This window comes from Kitasatospora sp. cg17-2 (assembly GCF_054031055.1).
Genome location: NZ_CM132923.1, coordinates 8,628,998 through 8,643,341, shown reverse-complemented (window position 1 = coordinate 8,643,341; position 14,344 = coordinate 8,628,998). Strand labels below are relative to the sequence as shown.

Here is a 14,344-nt window from a genome sequence, read left to right as displayed (position 1 = left end):
CGGGGCGGGGCGTACCGGGGCGGGGCGGGTTCGGGAACGGGGGCTCAGGAACGGCGGCCGCGGCGGCGCAGGAGGAGGCCGACGGTGACCAGGGCGACGGCGAGGACGGCGGTGCCCACGGCGACCCAGGTCGCGAGGCCGGAGCTGTCGGAGGCGTCGGGCCCGGCGACGGTCGCGGTGGCGCCCGGGGCGGTGGCCGGGGCGGTGGCGGCGCCCGGCGGGGTGCGGGTGGTGGTGGCGTCGGGCGCGGTGCCCGGAGCCGTGGGCCGGACCGTGGGACCGGTCGTGCCCGGCCCCGCCGTCCCCGGACCGGTGGGCGTCGGCAGCGTCGGGTCCGAGATCACCGCGGCCTCGACGTCGAGTTCGCGCTCACCGTGCCCGAGCGAGGGGAACGCGCAGTCCACCACGATCCGCCAGTGCCCGGCCGGCAGGAACTCCCGCGTGGTGTAGGTACCCGGCCGCCCCGGCACGGCGACCAGCCGCCACGGTCCGGCCGCCCGGCCGTCGGCCGAGGTCGCGGAGAGCGTCCCGGCGAACTGCTCGGTGACCGGGTCGCGGTCGTTCTCCCAGGTGGCGACGGTGGTGACGTGCCCACCGTCCTGTCCGGACACCTCCAGGTGGACGGTGTCGCCGTGCGCGGCGGCGGGGACTGCGGCGGGAGCGAGCACGACCGCCCCGGCGAGGGCCAGGGCGGCGAGGGACTGACGGGTGCGGGGCATCGCGGGTCTTCCTCGTGAAGTGGAACGGGCCGGGTGCGGCCGCCACCGTGTCAGCGGCGGCCGCACCCGGCTCGGGGTCCGGGGATCGGGGGTCGAACCCCGGACGTCAGGTGGTCTTCTGCAGGTTCCAGCTCTGGTACGTCTGGCCGTTCGGCTTCTGCAGCTCCAGCAGCCAACCGCCGTAGTACCAGCGCTTGCTGGCACCGAGGACCAGGTCGGAAGCCTCGGCGGTCAGGGTGACCGCACCGCCGGCGGAGGTGACCCGCCACTTCTGGCCGGCCGCGTCCGAGCAGGGGCGCTGCGCGACGTACTGTCCGGAGACCGGGTTGCCGCCGAGCTGCAGGCACTTCTCCGAGCGGACGGACTTGATCCGCAGCGTGCCCGAGCCGGCGTCCTCGAAGGTCCACTTCTGGTTGGCGTAGCCGGTGCGCTGGTAGGCGATGGCCACCGTGCCGTCGTTGAGCGAGCTGCCCCAGAGGTCGGCGGCCTGGCCGGTGAGGCCGTTCAGCAGGCTGTAGCGGGTGCCGGGCTGCGGCTTCCCGGCGTCGGCCGAGGTGCGGAAGGCCGCCGCGCGACCCGGCTTGGAGACCGCTCCGGCGGCATCCCTGACGGCCACCGCGACGGAGTACGAGGTGTCGGGCGCCAGTCGGACCACGCCGACCACGGTCGCCCGGACGGTGCCGATCGTCTGGCCGTTCAGCAGGACGTCGTAGCCGCTCGCGCCGTTCACCGCGGGCCAGCTCAACACGGCCGAGGTCTGGGTGACCTGACTGACCGTCATAGCCGGGCCGGTGGTCCCGCCGGTGGGCGAGGCGGTCGGGCTCGGGGTCGGGGTGGTCGACCCGGTGGGGCTCGGGGTACCGGTCGCGGTCGGGGTCCCGGTCGGCGTCGGAGTGCCGGTCGCGGTCGGCGAACCGGTCGGGGTCGGGGTGCCGGTCGGGCTCGCGGTCGGCGAGGCGGTGCGGGTGGCGGTCGGGCTCGCGGTGGGCGAACCGGTCGCGGTCGGCGTGCCGGTGGGCGTCGGGGTGCCGGTCGGGCTCGCGGTCGGCGACGGGTTGCGGGTCGGCGAGTTCGTCGGGGTGGGCGAAGCGGTCGGGGTCCGGGTCGGGTCGGGCGTCGGCCCGGTGCCGCCACCGGCGATCAGGAAGCGGTTGTTGGCGACGTTCCAGTGGGTGGCGAGGTAGCTGCCCGGCGCCGGGTCGGTGTGGTAGTAGTCGTCGTGCCGGCAGTCCAGGCGCATGTCACTGGCGTTGTCCGGGCAGACCGTGCGCATCGCCGGGTAGTACGGCGCGTCCGAGTAGCACATGATGTCCCACTCGTCGACGCAGTGGCCGCCCTTGCTGGAGTTGGGCGCGCTGTTGCTCACCGCGCCCAGGTTGTGGCCGAGTTCGTGCGCGGCGGTGTGGCCGCCCCAGCAGCCCGAGTCGGTCCGGCCGTACGAGGGGCCGAAGTTGCTCAGGTTGTCCTGACCGGGCCGCTCGTCGCCGGCGAAGGTGCCGATGCCGCAGTACACCTTGGCGTCGGCGAAGATCATGTACTTGCGGTCCTTGCGGTTGAGGCCCTGGGCCGCGATCGCACGGTTGCTGGTGTTGAAGTCGGCCATCTCCGCGTCGGACACCTGGATGTTCAACACCGAGGCGGAGCAGTCGGATTCGGTGACGAACCGGACGTGCCGGACACCACCCGTCTCCTGGGCGCTCGCGTTGTAGATGACGTCGACGTCGGCCGCCCACTTCTTGAAGGAGGCCAGGTACTGGGCAAAGCGGTCGTTGCCCGGGGTGTGCGCGTAGACCACCTGGACCCGGTTGCCGACGCTGCCGTCGCCCTCGCAGACGACGCCTTGGCCACCGGCGGCGGGCGCGGCGGCGGCCGACTGGTCACCGGCCGCGTCGGCCAGCAGGGTCTTCGTGGTGGCGTCCAGGACCGGCATCGTTCCCTTCAGCAGGTCCGCGGCGGCGGGCGGTTGGGCGTCGGCCGGGGGCGTCAGCGCGGCCGGCTGGGCGACGGCGGCGGCCACCGGCGGGACGTCCTTGCGGATGTCCACGTCCTTCGGCGGCGCGTCCGGGCCGTGGCTGCACAGCTCGCCGCCGGTCACCTCCAGGGAGCCCGCGCAGCGGTCGCCGGCGGGCAGGTTCAGTCCGGCGTAGACCAGGCCGCGTTCGGGCTGGTCCTTGGGTATCTCCTTGATCGGCGCGGCCTTCTGGTCGCGCTTCGGCCCGGGGGCCCTGGTGGCGTTCTCGGCGGTGCCGGTCTGGCCCGTGCCGTCGTCGGCGATCGTGCCGGCCATGGCACCGCCCACTCCGTCGACCGAACCCGCCACCGCGCTCGCCGCGGCGGTGTCGTGCACCGCCGACGACTCCATGGCGGTGCTGATGCCCAGCGCGCCCGCGACCAGTCCGGCCGCGACCGCCAGTGAGATCAGTGCCGTGCGCTTGCCCGTCCGTCGACGCCGCCGACGGCGGAGCTCCGTGCTCCGGTGCCCCATCGGGTGACTCCTCTCCTCGTGCGAGGGTCCCGACCACCGCTCGGGGTGATGGCCTGAACCTTCCGACACTCCGGAGACCGGCCCGGGCGGGCCGGATAACAAAAACCTCTTTTCGAAATTCGCGCGGACGGACGAGGGGGTCGGGGCGGGACGCCCGGAGGGGTCGGCGACACCCCCGGTGACACGCCGTCGGCGCGGAGTGCGGGGCGCGGGGCGCGGAGTGCGGGCGCGGGGCGTGCACCTCGGGGCGCGGGGCGGGGGCGCGCGGCGGGGTCCGGGTGCGCGCGGACGGGAGCGGCCGGATCCGTCCGGTTTCCGGTGCCGTCCGGTTCCCTGTGCCGTCCGGTTCCCGGTGCCGTCCGGTTCCCGGTGCCGTCCGGCTCCCGGTGCCGTCCGGCTCCTGGAGCCGGTGCGGTGCTCCTCAGGCCGCGACGTCGAGCCGCTGCGCGGCGAGACCGGGGCTGCCCTGGCGGTGCAGCACGGCGAGGCCCGCCGCGAGCTGTTGCGGATCCCCCGCCAGCCAGTACCGGAGCGCGGCCGACAGAGCGGCGCTCGCCGGGCCGATCCGCAGCCCGGTCACCGCCGTGATCCGCTCGCCGACCAGCGGGAGCAGATCGGCGACCGGCGCCGGCAGCCAGAGCGTGAGCGCGCACGGCGCGGGCCGGGCCAGCACCCGAAGCAGCCGCAGCACACCCGCGTCCGCAGCCCCCGACGCCGACCCTGCCCCAGGCCCTGCCCCTGACGCGGCGCCGAGCCCGGCCCCCGCCCCGGTCCCCGGACCGACGGGCAGCACCGCCGCCTCCGGCCGGACGGGGAAGGCCGGGAGGACGTGCAGGCTGGGGACGACGTCGATCAGGCCGTCCGCCGCGACGTCGGACATGTCGGCGCCGTGTCCGCGCGCGAGTTCGCGCAGCAGGGCCCGCTCGGCGGACGCGATCCTGACGGTCAGCATGACTTCTTCGCAGTCCATGGTCCCAGTTCCCGTCCAGAGCGTGAGGGTGTGCTCGTCCGTCGTCGGTCGTGTACCGGTCAGCCCTTGCCGATCATTACCTGCCCGTCAGTAGGGGTCCGCTATCGGCGTGATCAAGCCATAGTGGCCGTCGTAGCGGCGGTACAGGATCCGGCCGCGCCCGTCGCCGGGGTCGGTGTGGAAGACGAAGGGCCAGCAGGTCAGCCAGAGTTGGCGGGCCGCCTCCAGGACGTCCAGCCGGGGCGCCGGGTGCGCGCTCTCCGTCAGCGGCAGTCCCGAGCCGCCCAGCCGGGCGGTGGAGTGGGCCCGGACCAGCCGGAATCCCCCGCTCGCGGGCATCCGGTGGACCACGCTGTCCTGGCCGGTCAGCACGTCCGAGAAGAGGTGGAACCGGTGGTCCAGGGCCAGCATCTCGCGCACCGCCTGCTCGGGGGTGTGCCGCGCCAGGAGCACCGACTTCCGCCGGACGATCCGCCGTTCGGCGAGCGGGCGCGACGCGTACTGGGGCCGGTAGGAGCTCTCGTACGCCGTCGCGAGCCCGATGTCGCCCAGCTCGCGCAGCCGGACGGCGCGCCCGGCGAGGGTGCCGAGCGCCAGGTCGACCGCCTCCCGGACGGTCACCGCCGCCAGTTCCACCCGGACCCGCCCCACGCCCGCCAGGTCCAGCGCGGCCTGGGCGACGGCGGGCCTGGTCACCGACCGGTCGCGCGGCCGGGTGAGCCGCAGCCGGGCGGTGTGCACGTCCGGCCCGAGGTCCGCGATCAGCGCCAGGCACCGGCTCCGGGCGTACTCCGCTTCCTCGCGGGGCAGTTCGCCCCGGATCTCCACCCGGACGTCGAGGGCGGGCCGGTGGCGCAGACGGGTCATCAGGGATCCTCCTCGGTTCGCCACCATGCTGGACCCGCGCGCACCCTCCCGCCGAGGGCCGAAAGACCCTGCCCACCAGGCAGGACGACCCGGGCGGACCCGAACGGTTCGTCCTCCGGCGCAGTCGCCCGCGACCGTCCGGGCCGCCCCATCGGGACGCCACGCGTACACCTTGAGGACACTCCACCGATGGGGTGATCAACCCGGGTACGGCGCAACGCTCACGGGACCGGCGCGTTTCCCATGGCGTGCGCCCTCTGGCAGCGGCGCGCGCGGGGTCCGCGTCGAACGGCCCCCGGAACCCGGCTGTCGCGGCGGCGGCTCCGGTGGTACCGAAGCGCCGGGCCGTTCGACCGGTCCGACACCGACCGGTCGCGCCGGACCGTCCCACCGGTCCGTCCCCCGGTCCATCTGGTGAGAGGTGATGTCATGATCCTGACGAACGAGACCCGCAGACCGCCCGCCCCGCCCAGATCCCCCGCGGCAGGGCCCCGCCGAGCGGCCGTTCCCCCGCTCGCCCCCGGCGCCCTGCCCGGGCTCGGCCACGCCCCGGCCCTGCTGCGGGACCCGCTCGGTTTCCTCGGCTCCCTCTCCCGGTACGGCGATGTGGTCCGGATCCGCCTCGGCCCGCGCACGGTCTGCGTCGTCACCGACGCCGGACTCGTGCACACGCTGCTGGTCGCACTCGCCCACGACTGCCCCCGCGGCGCCGTCCAGGACACCCTCAAGACGGCCTTCGGCGACGGCCTGCTGATGTCCGAGGGCCGCGCCCACCGCGACCGCCGCCGGATCATCCAGCCCGCCTTCGGGCCGGACCGGATGGCCGACTACCTGGCCGTCATGCACCGGGTCACCGAGGAGCGGGCCGACCGCTGGCGCCCCGGCCAGGTCCTCGACGTGGCCAAGGAGATGAACCACCTCGCGCTGGAGATCGTCACCCGCGCGCTGTTCGACGCCCGGCTGAGCGAGGACGCCACCCTCGCCTTCCACCGTGCCCTGCCCGACCTGGTGAAGGGGCAGATCGTCCAGTCCCTCTACCCGCACCCCGCGCTCGCCCGGCTGCCGCTGCCGGTCAACCGGCGGTTCGACGCCGCCGTCCGGGTGCTCAACCGCGTCGTCGACCAGGCCGTCAACGGCACCGCGCCCGGCGGCGGGTACGGCGGAGCCGGCGGACACAGCGGGCCCGGCGGGTACAGCGAGTCCGGCGGACACGGCACCGGCGCGGGCGGCGGTGGCGCGGCCGGGGGCGGCTGCCCGATGACCGGGGGCGGGGCCCGGCGCCCCACCCTGCCCGCCCTGCTGCGCGCCGCCGTCGACCCCGCCACCGGTCGCCCGCTCACCGAGGCGGACGTCCGCTCCGAGGCGATCACCATGTTCGGCGCCGGCACCGAGACCGTCTCCACCACGCTGACCTGGCTGATCGACGAACTGGTCCGGCACCCCCACATCGAGGCCCGCGTCCTGGCCGAGTTGGACGAGCACCTCCCGGCCGGGACGGTGCCCACCCCGGAGGCCCTCGCCCGGCTCCCCTACACCCGTGCCGTCACCCAGGAGGTCGTCCGGCTGCACGCGCCGAACGCCTTCCTGATGCGCACCGCGCGCGTCCCGGTCACGCTCGGCGCCTACCGGATCCCGGCCGGCACCGAACTGCTCTACAGCCTCACCGCCGTCCACCGCGACCCCGCGCTCCACCCCGACCCGCTCCGGTTCGACCCCGGCCGCTGGTACGACGCCGACGGAGCGGAAGGAACGGGCACCGGCGGTACCGCCGCGGCCCGTCAGGCGTTCCTCCCGTTCGGCGCCGGCAAGCACAAGTGCATCGGCGAGGCCTTCGCCTGGGCCGAGTTGACCGTGGCCACCGCCGCCATCCTGCGCCGCTGGCGCCCCACGGCCGTCCCCCACGCGCGGGCCCGCGAGGTCGTCTGGACGACCGTCCAGGCCCAGGGCCTGCGGGTCCGGCTCGCGCCGCGCGGCGGCAGCCGGGCGCCGCACGCCCCCGGCGCACGCCGCACTCCCCCGCCGGGCGGCCGGGAGGACGCACCGACCCGGTGCCTTCCGATCGCCGGCCCGCGCCGGTCGACCCTGCTGCCCGCCCGGTCGACGGTCCTGCCCGGCCGGTCCGCGCCCGGCCGCTCGTACCCGGCGGCGCTGCACACCAGCGCCCTGCGGACAGCCGCCCGGACGGTCGCCCGCACCGCTTCGCGCACGGCTTCGCGCGCCTCCGACCCGCGTACTTCCGACCTTCGCACTGCGGAGGCACGTACTCCGGAGGCACGCACCGCTTCGCGGGCCGATTCGCGCGTCTCCGAGGCGCGAACCGTTTCGCGCACCTCCGACCGAACCGGCCCGCGTCCCCGCGGCGGTGGCGGTGTCGGTGGTGAGGCCCTCGCCCCGGGCACGGGCACTGTCCGGGCCCTGGCCTCCCCCCGGCGCCTCGTCCTCCTCGGACCCGCCACCGCGGCGCCCCGGCCCGTGCTGTCCCCCCGCACCGCGGCGCCGACCCGACCGGCGGGCCGCACCGACACGGCCGTCCGCCCGCTGCTCCGGCCCGGCACCGAGGAGGCCCGCACTCCGGCCGAACTGACCGCCGCCACCGCCCGGCACGGCGACTGGGCACTCGCCCACGGCCTGCTCGCCCCGGCCGACCTCGCCCGCTACCAGTCCTACGCGCTGCCCGAGCTGATCGGCCACGCCTACCCCCGCGCCCGCGGCGAAGAACTGGACCTGCTGGTCGACATCCTGGGCTGGTTCACCATCCTCGACGACCGGTTCGACGGCCCACCGGGACGGGACCCCGCCGAGGCGCGCGCCGTCGTCGGACCACTGCTCGCCGTCGCCGACGGCCGCCCCGTCCCGGTCGGCGGCCCCCTCCCCCACCTGCTCGACGCCTGGCGGGAACTGTGGCAACGCCAGACCGCCCCCATGTCGCCGGAGTGGCGCCGGCGCACCGCCGACGAATGGCGCTCCTGTCTGGAGACCTTCCTCGCCGAGACCGCCCACCGGGCCGCGCGCACCCACCCCGACCTCGCCGAGACCGTCCGGCTGCGCCGCCACGCCAGCTGTCTCTACCCGTTCATGGGCATACTGGAGCACGTCCACGGCGGTGAGGCACCGGCCGCCCTGCACCGGGACCCCGCGCTGCGCCGACTGCGCGCGAACACCGCCGACGTGGCGACCCTGATCAACGACCTGTACTCGGCCGACCGCGAGGAACGCCAGCAGGTCGCGGCCTTCAACACCGTGCTCACCCTGCAACGGGTCCGCGGCTGCACCCGGGCGCGGGCGGTCCGGTCCGTCGGGACGAGGATCGCCCGGCTGAGCGCGGAGAGCGAGTCGCTGCGCCGCCGGCTGCTGCTGCGGTACCCGGAGGGCGGCTGGTACCTCCACGGCACCCGGGAACTCGTCGACGGCGTCCACGCCTGGACCAGCACCAGCCGCCGTTACACCGGGGAGGACGCCGCGCGCTGATGCCGTCGCCGGTCCCGGGCGGCCTGGTCACTTCCGGTCGGTCACTTCCGGTCGATCACTTCCGGTCGCCGAGGGCGAACAGCAGCAGGACGAAGCCGGCGAACAGGTGCGTGGCGAAGATGTAGATGCCGGCCCGGATCAGCATCGCCCGGCGCCGGGCCTTCTCCTCCAGCGTCGCCCGCGCGTTCGTGGCGCCGTCGCCGCTCGTGGCACCGTCGCCGCTCGTGGTCCCGTTCGGCCTCGCGGCCCCGCCGCTTGGCGTGGTCCCGCCCGGGCTCATCGGTGGCCCGCCGGGGTCGCCTGGGTCGCGGGGGTGTCGGTGGTCTCGGGCGCGCGCAGCTCGCCCAGCAGCGCGTCCTGGTCGGTGATCAGCTCGGTCAGGATCCGCCGGGCGGCCCGCAGCAGCTCGGCGACGTCCGGCGTGCTGAGGGCGTAGACGACGGTGTTGCCCTCGCGGGTCGCGGTGACCAGCTGGGTCCGGCGCAGGACGGAGAGCTGCTGGGAGAGGTTGGACGGCTCGATCCGGATCTCGGCCAGCAGCTCGCGCACCGGTCGTGGTCCGCTCTGGAGCAGTTCCAGCACCCGGATGCGGACCGGGTGTCCGAGCGTCCGGAAGAACTCCGCTTTCGCCTGGTACAGCGGGACCGGCATCGTCCGTTCTCTCCTGCGGGTCGAGGATGGGCTCGTTGGCCGCCGGGCGGCGTGAAGCATCATCCAGGCAGATGAAGATTTCTTCAAGTCGTCATCCCCGAACGCGGAAAGCGGACGCAAAGCGGAAGGAAAGCGAGGGACACGGAGAGACACGGAGGGGCCTGAGAGACAGGACAACAGTGCGGGCCCGGGATCCGAGGATCCCGGGCCCGCACCGCCCCCTACCGGGCGCGTGTCATCAACAGGGCACCACAACGTCGACGGTCACCGGAACGGGACCCCACGGGTAGGCGGCGGCGCTGAAGCTGCCGTGCACGGTGGAGCCGCACGGAACGGTGCCGCCGACGCCGCGCACCTGCACGGTGCTGGCGGTGAAGCGGGTGTACCCGCTGATCGAACCGAGCGACGCGCCGCCGACGACCTGGCCGGACAGGCCGGTGATCAGCTCGACGGTCTGCGGCCACGGGGTGCCGGGGCTCGGCGGGCCGGCCAGGCTGATCTGCCCGTACAGCTGGACGCTGTCGCCGGTGATCTCGGCACACACCCGGGTCGACAGACCGGCCTGCAGGCCGGAGGCGCCGCAGGTGGTGGTGGTGCCGATGATGCCCGTGGTGGTGGTCTGGGCCGCGTTCGCCTCGGCCGGCACGGCCAGCAGGGCCGCCGCGCCGACGATCCCGGCCGCGGTCAGGGTGAGTCGGTTCATCCGCATGTCCGCTCCTCCTCTTCTCTCTTTGACTGCAAGGAATCAGCATCACCACATGTGACATTTCACATGTGGCATGTCGTAAGACTTTCATGCGATTCCAATGCAGGAAAGGGCCAAGATCCGAACACTTGATGATCAGACTGGAAACTGACCTTCGATGGCATGATTTTCAGCCTCCGATGGCTTGAATCACTACTCGCCCAGCGGCAATCGGCCGGCACTCAGTCGCTGGGCACTCTCGATCGCCATGTCCATGAACGCGAGCGCGTCGGCCCGCCGGGTGAACGGGTTCGGATAGCGGGAGCGACGCCGCCCGCCGTCCCGGATCCGCAGGCACTCGTCCACGATCCGGTACCACCGCTCGTCGAACACCGCCCGGGCGTACTCCCCGGCCCCGCGCTTCGAGGCGATCCGCCCGGTGGCCAGCGTGTAGTGCGCACGGCTCACCCCGAGCACCCCGTGGGCCGGGCCCGCCCCGTTCAGCAGGGCCAGCCCCGACCGCGAGGCCAACCGCGAGGAGCGCCGCCGCCACGGACGCCAGTACTCCTCCAGGCTCTCGGCCGTCCACACCGCGAGCTCCCCCGGGCCGGTGTCGATCATCAGCTCCTGCGCCCGTGGACCACAGAGCGTGACGCCGTGCCGCGCCAGGGTGTGCCAGAGCACCGGCGTGCGGTCGGTTCTCACCCGGTGCCGGACCGTCCCCCCGAACACCTGCGGGCCAGGCGCCGCCTGCGCGGGCGGGCCCGCGAGTTCGTGCCAGGTCAGATAGGGGCCGTCGAACGCGGGGCGCGGGTAGCGGGCCGCCAGCCGGGCGTGCGCGCGCTCCAGCCCCGCGAGCTGCGCCGCCGTCACCGGATCGGCGGACACAGCCACGAAGTCGATGTCGCTCCGCGCCGGGTGGAAGTCCCCCAGCGCGGCCGAACCGACCACGTAGAGGCCCTCGACCAGCCCGGGTGCGGCGGCGTCGACCAGGGTCAGGTAGGCGTCGGCGATCTCGTGTACGAGAGGGTGCACAGTCACGGCGGCAAGCCTGCCATCCGGATGACCCTCCGTGTCCGCTCGTTTCCGCTAAGGATCGGCGCGTGTTGGTCAGCTGTGCACCCTCTTCGCGCCACCCTCACTCCCTTTCGCGCCACCCCCTCGCCACCCTCGCCACCCGCGCCACCCCGGGTGGGCGCGGGCGGGCAGGGGCGGCAGGGGGCGGCCGGCGACCCGGCGGGCGCCGGGGGCGGGCTCGCGGATGTCGGGGCGTGCGGGTGCCGGCGGCGCAGGTGTTGGAGTGTGCCGATGCAGCTGTTGGAGTGTGCGGGTGCCGGGGCGTGAAGGTGCCGTGGTGCGCGGACTCAGGACCGGTTGAAGGAAGTACGGAGGGTGTCGACGCGGCCGACGGCGCTTCTGAACTCCCCGGCGTCCAGACGGCCGCTGTCGAGGGCGGTGGCGAGGGCCGCGGCGGCCGCGTCACCCTGCTGGATGTCGCGGGCGGAGCACAGCAGGAGGTCCATGCCCGCCCCGGCCGCGGCGACCGCCCGGTCCCCGGTGTCCCCGAAGGCGGCGAGAGCACCGGCTTCCAGGGCGTCGGTGACGGTCACCCCGCGGAACCCGAGGCGCCGACGCAGCTCACCCTGGACGACGGCGCTCGACAGTCCGGCCGGGCGGTCGGCGTCGAGGGCCGGATAGACCGCCCAGGAAGCCATCACCAGCCGGACCCCGCCGGCGATGGCGGCCCGGTAGGGCTCTTCGCCCCGCGCCCGGAGCTCGGCCAGCGGGACCGGCAGGACGACCGGGCGCTCGTCGGTGTTCTCCTCCCGGGCCGCGGCCCCGAGACCGGGGAAGTGCTTGGCGGTGGCGGCCACTCCCGCCTGCTGCTGGGCGGCGAGGAAGGCGGTGCCCAACTCGGCGACCACCTCGGGCTTCCCGCTGTACGAGCGTTCGAAGTGGTCGATGAAGTTGTCCGGTGCGTCGAAGACGTCGAGCACGGGCGCCAGGTTGACGTTCAGACCAGCGTCGGCCAGGGTGCCGGCCGCTCCCGCGCCGGACCGGGCCGCGTCCCCGGCCGGGTCGGCGGCCGCGCCGGTCTGCCGGGCCGAGTGGACCGGCGCCCCCGGCAGCCGCCGGACCTTCCCGCCCTCCTGGTCGGTCATCAGCAACAGCGGTGCGCCGGAGGGCGATTCCTGCGCCGCGCTCTTCAACATATCCACCGCCACCCGGAGTTGCTCGGGCGACGGGGCGTTCTCCTTGAACAGGATGACGCCGGCGGCACGGCCCGCCCGGATGGTGTCGAGCAGTTCGGGCGGAGGGGTGTCGCCGGGGTAGGAGTAGACGATCCGACGGCCGGCGAGCCGGAGCGAGGCGGCGGCGGGAACGGTGCTGGGCACGTCGGTGGTCCTCCCGGTGGGGGTCGGTGTCCCCGGATTCGTCCCGACGGCACCGGCCCCGGTGGCGGTGTCGCTGTCGGTGGCGGTGCGGGTTCCGGTGTCCGCGCCAGCGCCTGTCCCCGTGCCCGCGCCCGGGTCGACGGGCCCGGCGGGCCGGTCGGGCGGCGCCTGTACGGCCAGGGGCGCGACCGGGCCGAGCGCGGTCGCCGGTCCCACCGCCGCCAGCAGCAGCGCCAGGAGCGCGATGCGGACCGGCCGACGGGGCGTCCGACGGGTGCTGCGGTGGGACGGGCGTGGCATGGGGCGTCGGCGGCGGGGCGTCGGCATCCGGCCTCCCTCGGTCGGTCGGGTCCGGGCCGTTCGGGCGAGCCGGCCCCGGAACGGCCAGGATCGTCGATCGGCGTGCGGGAGTCGACGGGTTCGACCGCGGACACGCCGCCGGTGCCGCGGACACCGCGACCGGACGGCGTAACAGCAGCAGCCTCACCCCGGGAGCGGTGGTCCCGCCTCCCGGAGCAGCCGTCCGAGGACGGCGATGCCCTCCTCGATCTCGCCCGGCGTGCCGGCCGCGTACCCGAGGACCAGCCCCGGCGGGTGCGGCAGCCGGGCGTGCCAGGACAACGGGTGCACCTTCACCCCGTGGGCCAGCGCCGCCGCCGCGAGCTCGGTGTCGGTGCAGGGCAGACCGTCCGGGAAGGTGAGCATCAGGTGCAGCCCGGCCGCCGCGCCGTGGACCGAGGCGCCCGGGAGATGGACGGCGACAGCGGCGGTCATGGCGTCGCGTCGGCGCCGGTGGCGGGAGCGCTGCAGCCGGAGATGGCGCTCCAGGGCACCCGATTCCATCAGATGGGCGAGGACCAGCTGCGGGAGCGCGGCGTTGCCGAGGTCGCTGAGCCGTTTGGCGTCGACCAGGGCCTCCCGGTAACGGGCGGGCGCGAGCACCCACCCGGTGCGCAGCGCGGGGGCGAGCAGCTTGGAGACACTGCCCAGGTAGAGGACCTGTTCGGGGAGGACGCCGCGCAGGGCGGGCACGGGCGGGCGGTCGTAGCGGTGTTCGGCGTCGTAGTCGTCCTCGATCACGAGCCCGCCCTCGGCCGCCCATTGGAGCAGCTCGCGCCGTCGGGCGCCGCCGAGCACCACGCCGGTCGGGAACTGGTGGGCGGGCGTCAGCAGCACGGCCCGGGCGCCGGCGGCGCGCAGCGAGTCCACCCGGATGCCCTCGGCGTCGACGGGGACGGGCGGGGTGGCCGTGATCCGGTGCCCGAGGTGCTGGCGGGTGCCGAGGGAGCCCGGGTCCTCGACGGCGACCACGTCGAGGCCGTCCGCCCGGAGCACCTCGCCGACGAGGGCCAGCGCCTGGGCCGCCCCGGCGACGACGAGGACCTCCTCGGGGTCGGCGCGGATGCCGCGGTTGCGGGCCAGCCAGTCCGCGACGGCGCGGCGCAGGGCGGGGGTGCCGCGCGGGTCGCCGTAGCCGAAGTCCGGTGCGGCGAGGTCGCGCAGGACGGCGCGTTCGGCGCGCAGCCAGGCCGCGCGGGGGAAGGCGGCGAGGTCGGGCACGCCGGGGGCGAGGTCGATCCGGGCGGGGGCGGTGCGGAGGGCGTCGAAGACGGTCGTGGCGGGTTCGCCGTCGAAGGGCGAGGTGGGGGTGGTGTCGCGGGCAGGGTCAGGCCGGGCGGGTCCGGGACGGGTGCCTTCGGGGCGAGCGGCCGTCGGTCCGGGAACCGTCGACCGGGCGGCTGCCGGCCGGGGTGGGGACAGGGGCACGGTCCCCGGGGCGAACTGGTCGACCACGACGGTGCCGCCCCGCCCCAGGCCCGCGATCCGCCCCTCCTCGCCGAGGCGGCGGTAGGCGTCGGTCACCACGCCGCGCGAGACCCGCAGGTCGGCGGCGAGCACCCGGGTGGCGGGCAGCCGGCTGCCGACGGGGAGCCGGCCGTCAGCGATCGCCTCCCGGAGCCGTCGCGCCAGCCAGTCCGCGAGTCCACCGGCGGGCGCCTGCCCGGGGTCGAGCTGGAGGAAGTCCGCGCCCGCCGTTATGGACCTGTCGATCGAATGATCATTGGACCTGTGCACCGGTCCATTGTGCCGAGAGGGTGAAGC

Annotated in this window: 11 protein-coding genes; 1 reads left to right on the top strand and 10 read right to left on the bottom strand. The window is 75.2% G+C overall.

The genetic code is table 11. The features are described 5' to 3' along the window. Positions 1-44: 44 nt before the first annotated feature. The 4 genes from ACW14Y_RS36330 to ACW14Y_RS36315 form a co-directional block, all read right to left on the bottom strand. Positions 45-719 (bottom strand): hypothetical protein, encoded by a 675-nt coding sequence (locus tag ACW14Y_RS36330; RefSeq protein WP_456984878.1) that lies wholly within the window; start codon positions 717-719, stop codon positions 45-47. A gap of 106 nt (positions 720-825) precedes the next feature. Continuing rightward, on the bottom strand, positions 826-3,204 hold the full coding sequence (locus ACW14Y_RS36325; protein ID WP_456984877.1) for an RICIN domain-containing protein: 2,379 nt from the start codon (positions 3,202-3,204) through the stop codon (positions 826-828). A 421-nt stretch (positions 3,205-3,625) separates the two neighbouring features. Further along, the gene (locus tag ACW14Y_RS36320) at positions 3,626-4,174 is read right to left on the bottom strand and encodes a hypothetical protein (RefSeq protein WP_380394454.1); all 549 of its coding nucleotides are present in this window, start codon (positions 4,172-4,174) and stop codon (positions 3,626-3,628) included. An 87-nt stretch (positions 4,175-4,261) separates the two neighbouring features. Continuing rightward, positions 4,262-5,041 carry a sigma 54 modulation/S30EA ribosomal C-terminal domain-containing protein gene (locus ACW14Y_RS36315; RefSeq protein ID WP_380394452.1) on the bottom strand — a complete coding sequence of 260 codons (780 nt, stop codon included), beginning with the start codon at positions 5,039-5,041 and terminating at the stop codon, positions 4,262-4,264. A gap of 429 nt (positions 5,042-5,470) precedes the next feature. Between ACW14Y_RS36315 and ACW14Y_RS36310 the strand changes: the two genes are divergently transcribed. Then, entirely contained in the window at positions 5,471-8,509 is a 3,039-nt protein-coding gene (locus ACW14Y_RS36310; RefSeq protein ID WP_456984876.1) for a cytochrome P450, read from the top strand. A gap of 55 nt (positions 8,510-8,564) precedes the next feature. On the opposite strand, the gene ACW14Y_RS36305 is transcribed toward ACW14Y_RS36310, so the two are convergent. The 6 genes from ACW14Y_RS36305 to pdxR all read right to left on the bottom strand — a co-directional run bounded on the left by ACW14Y_RS36305 (position 8,565) and on the right by pdxR (position 14,317). Beyond that, positions 8,565-8,789, bottom strand: a complete 225-nt coding sequence (locus tag ACW14Y_RS36305) for a DUF6126 family protein (protein WP_456984875.1) — start codon at positions 8,787-8,789, stop codon at positions 8,565-8,567. Further along, positions 8,786-9,160, bottom strand: a complete 375-nt coding sequence (locus ACW14Y_RS36300) for an ArsR/SmtB family transcription factor (RefSeq protein ID WP_456984874.1) — start codon at positions 9,158-9,160, stop codon at positions 8,786-8,788. Before ACW14Y_RS36300 ends, ACW14Y_RS36305 begins: the two co-directional genes overlap by 4 nt. Before the next feature lie 238 nt (positions 9,161-9,398). Further along, positions 9,399-9,869, bottom strand: a complete 471-nt coding sequence (locus ACW14Y_RS36295; protein WP_380394424.1) for a hypothetical protein — start codon at positions 9,867-9,869, stop codon at positions 9,399-9,401. A gap of 189 nt (positions 9,870-10,058) precedes the next feature. Next, complete coding sequence (locus ACW14Y_RS36290) at positions 10,059-10,886, bottom strand: nucleotidyltransferase domain-containing protein (RefSeq protein WP_266314713.1); 828 nt, start codon at positions 10,884-10,886, stop codon at positions 10,059-10,061. 323 nt (positions 10,887-11,209) lie between these two features. Then, complete coding sequence (locus ACW14Y_RS36285; protein ID WP_456984873.1) at positions 11,210-12,541, bottom strand: glycoside hydrolase family 3 N-terminal domain-containing protein; 1,332 nt, start codon at positions 12,539-12,541, stop codon at positions 11,210-11,212. A gap of 183 nt (positions 12,542-12,724) precedes the next feature. Further along, positions 12,725-14,317, bottom strand: coding sequence for a MocR-like pyridoxine biosynthesis transcription factor PdxR (gene pdxR, locus ACW14Y_RS36280; protein WP_456984872.1), 1,593 nt, complete (start codon positions 14,315-14,317; stop codon positions 12,725-12,727). Between the last annotated feature and the right edge of the window lie 27 nt (positions 14,318-14,344).

What these genes read in the sequence shown, in the direction of transcription:
- ACW14Y_RS36330 (WP_456984878.1), bottom strand. Translation starts at nt 719, where the DNA reads ATGCCCCGCACCCGTCAGTCCCTCGCCGCCCTGGCCCTCGCCGGGGCG.
- ACW14Y_RS36325 (WP_456984877.1), bottom strand. Translation starts at nt 3,204, where the DNA reads ATGGGGCACCGGAGCACGGAGCTCCGCCGTCGGCGGCGTCGACGGACG.
- ACW14Y_RS36320 (WP_380394454.1), bottom strand. Translation starts at nt 4,174, where the DNA reads ATGGACTGCGAAGAAGTCATGCTGACCGTCAGGATCGCGTCCGCCGAG.
- ACW14Y_RS36315 (WP_380394452.1), bottom strand. Translation starts at nt 5,041, where the DNA reads ATGACCCGTCTGCGCCACCGGCCCGCCCTCGACGTCCGGGTGGAGATC.
- ACW14Y_RS36310 (WP_456984876.1), top strand. Translation starts at nt 5,471, where the DNA reads ATGATCCTGACGAACGAGACCCGCAGACCGCCCGCCCCGCCCAGATCC.
- ACW14Y_RS36305 (WP_456984875.1), bottom strand. Translation starts at nt 8,789, where the DNA reads ATGAGCCCGGGCGGGACCACGCCAAGCGGCGGGGCCGCGAGGCCGAAC.
- ACW14Y_RS36300 (WP_456984874.1), bottom strand. Translation starts at nt 9,160, where the DNA reads ATGCCGGTCCCGCTGTACCAGGCGAAAGCGGAGTTCTTCCGGACGCTC.
- ACW14Y_RS36295 (WP_380394424.1), bottom strand. Translation starts at nt 9,869, where the DNA reads ATGCGGATGAACCGACTCACCCTGACCGCGGCCGGGATCGTCGGCGCG.
- ACW14Y_RS36285 (WP_456984873.1), bottom strand. Translation starts at nt 12,541, where the DNA reads ATGCCACGCCCGTCCCACCGCAGCACCCGTCGGACGCCCCGTCGGCCG.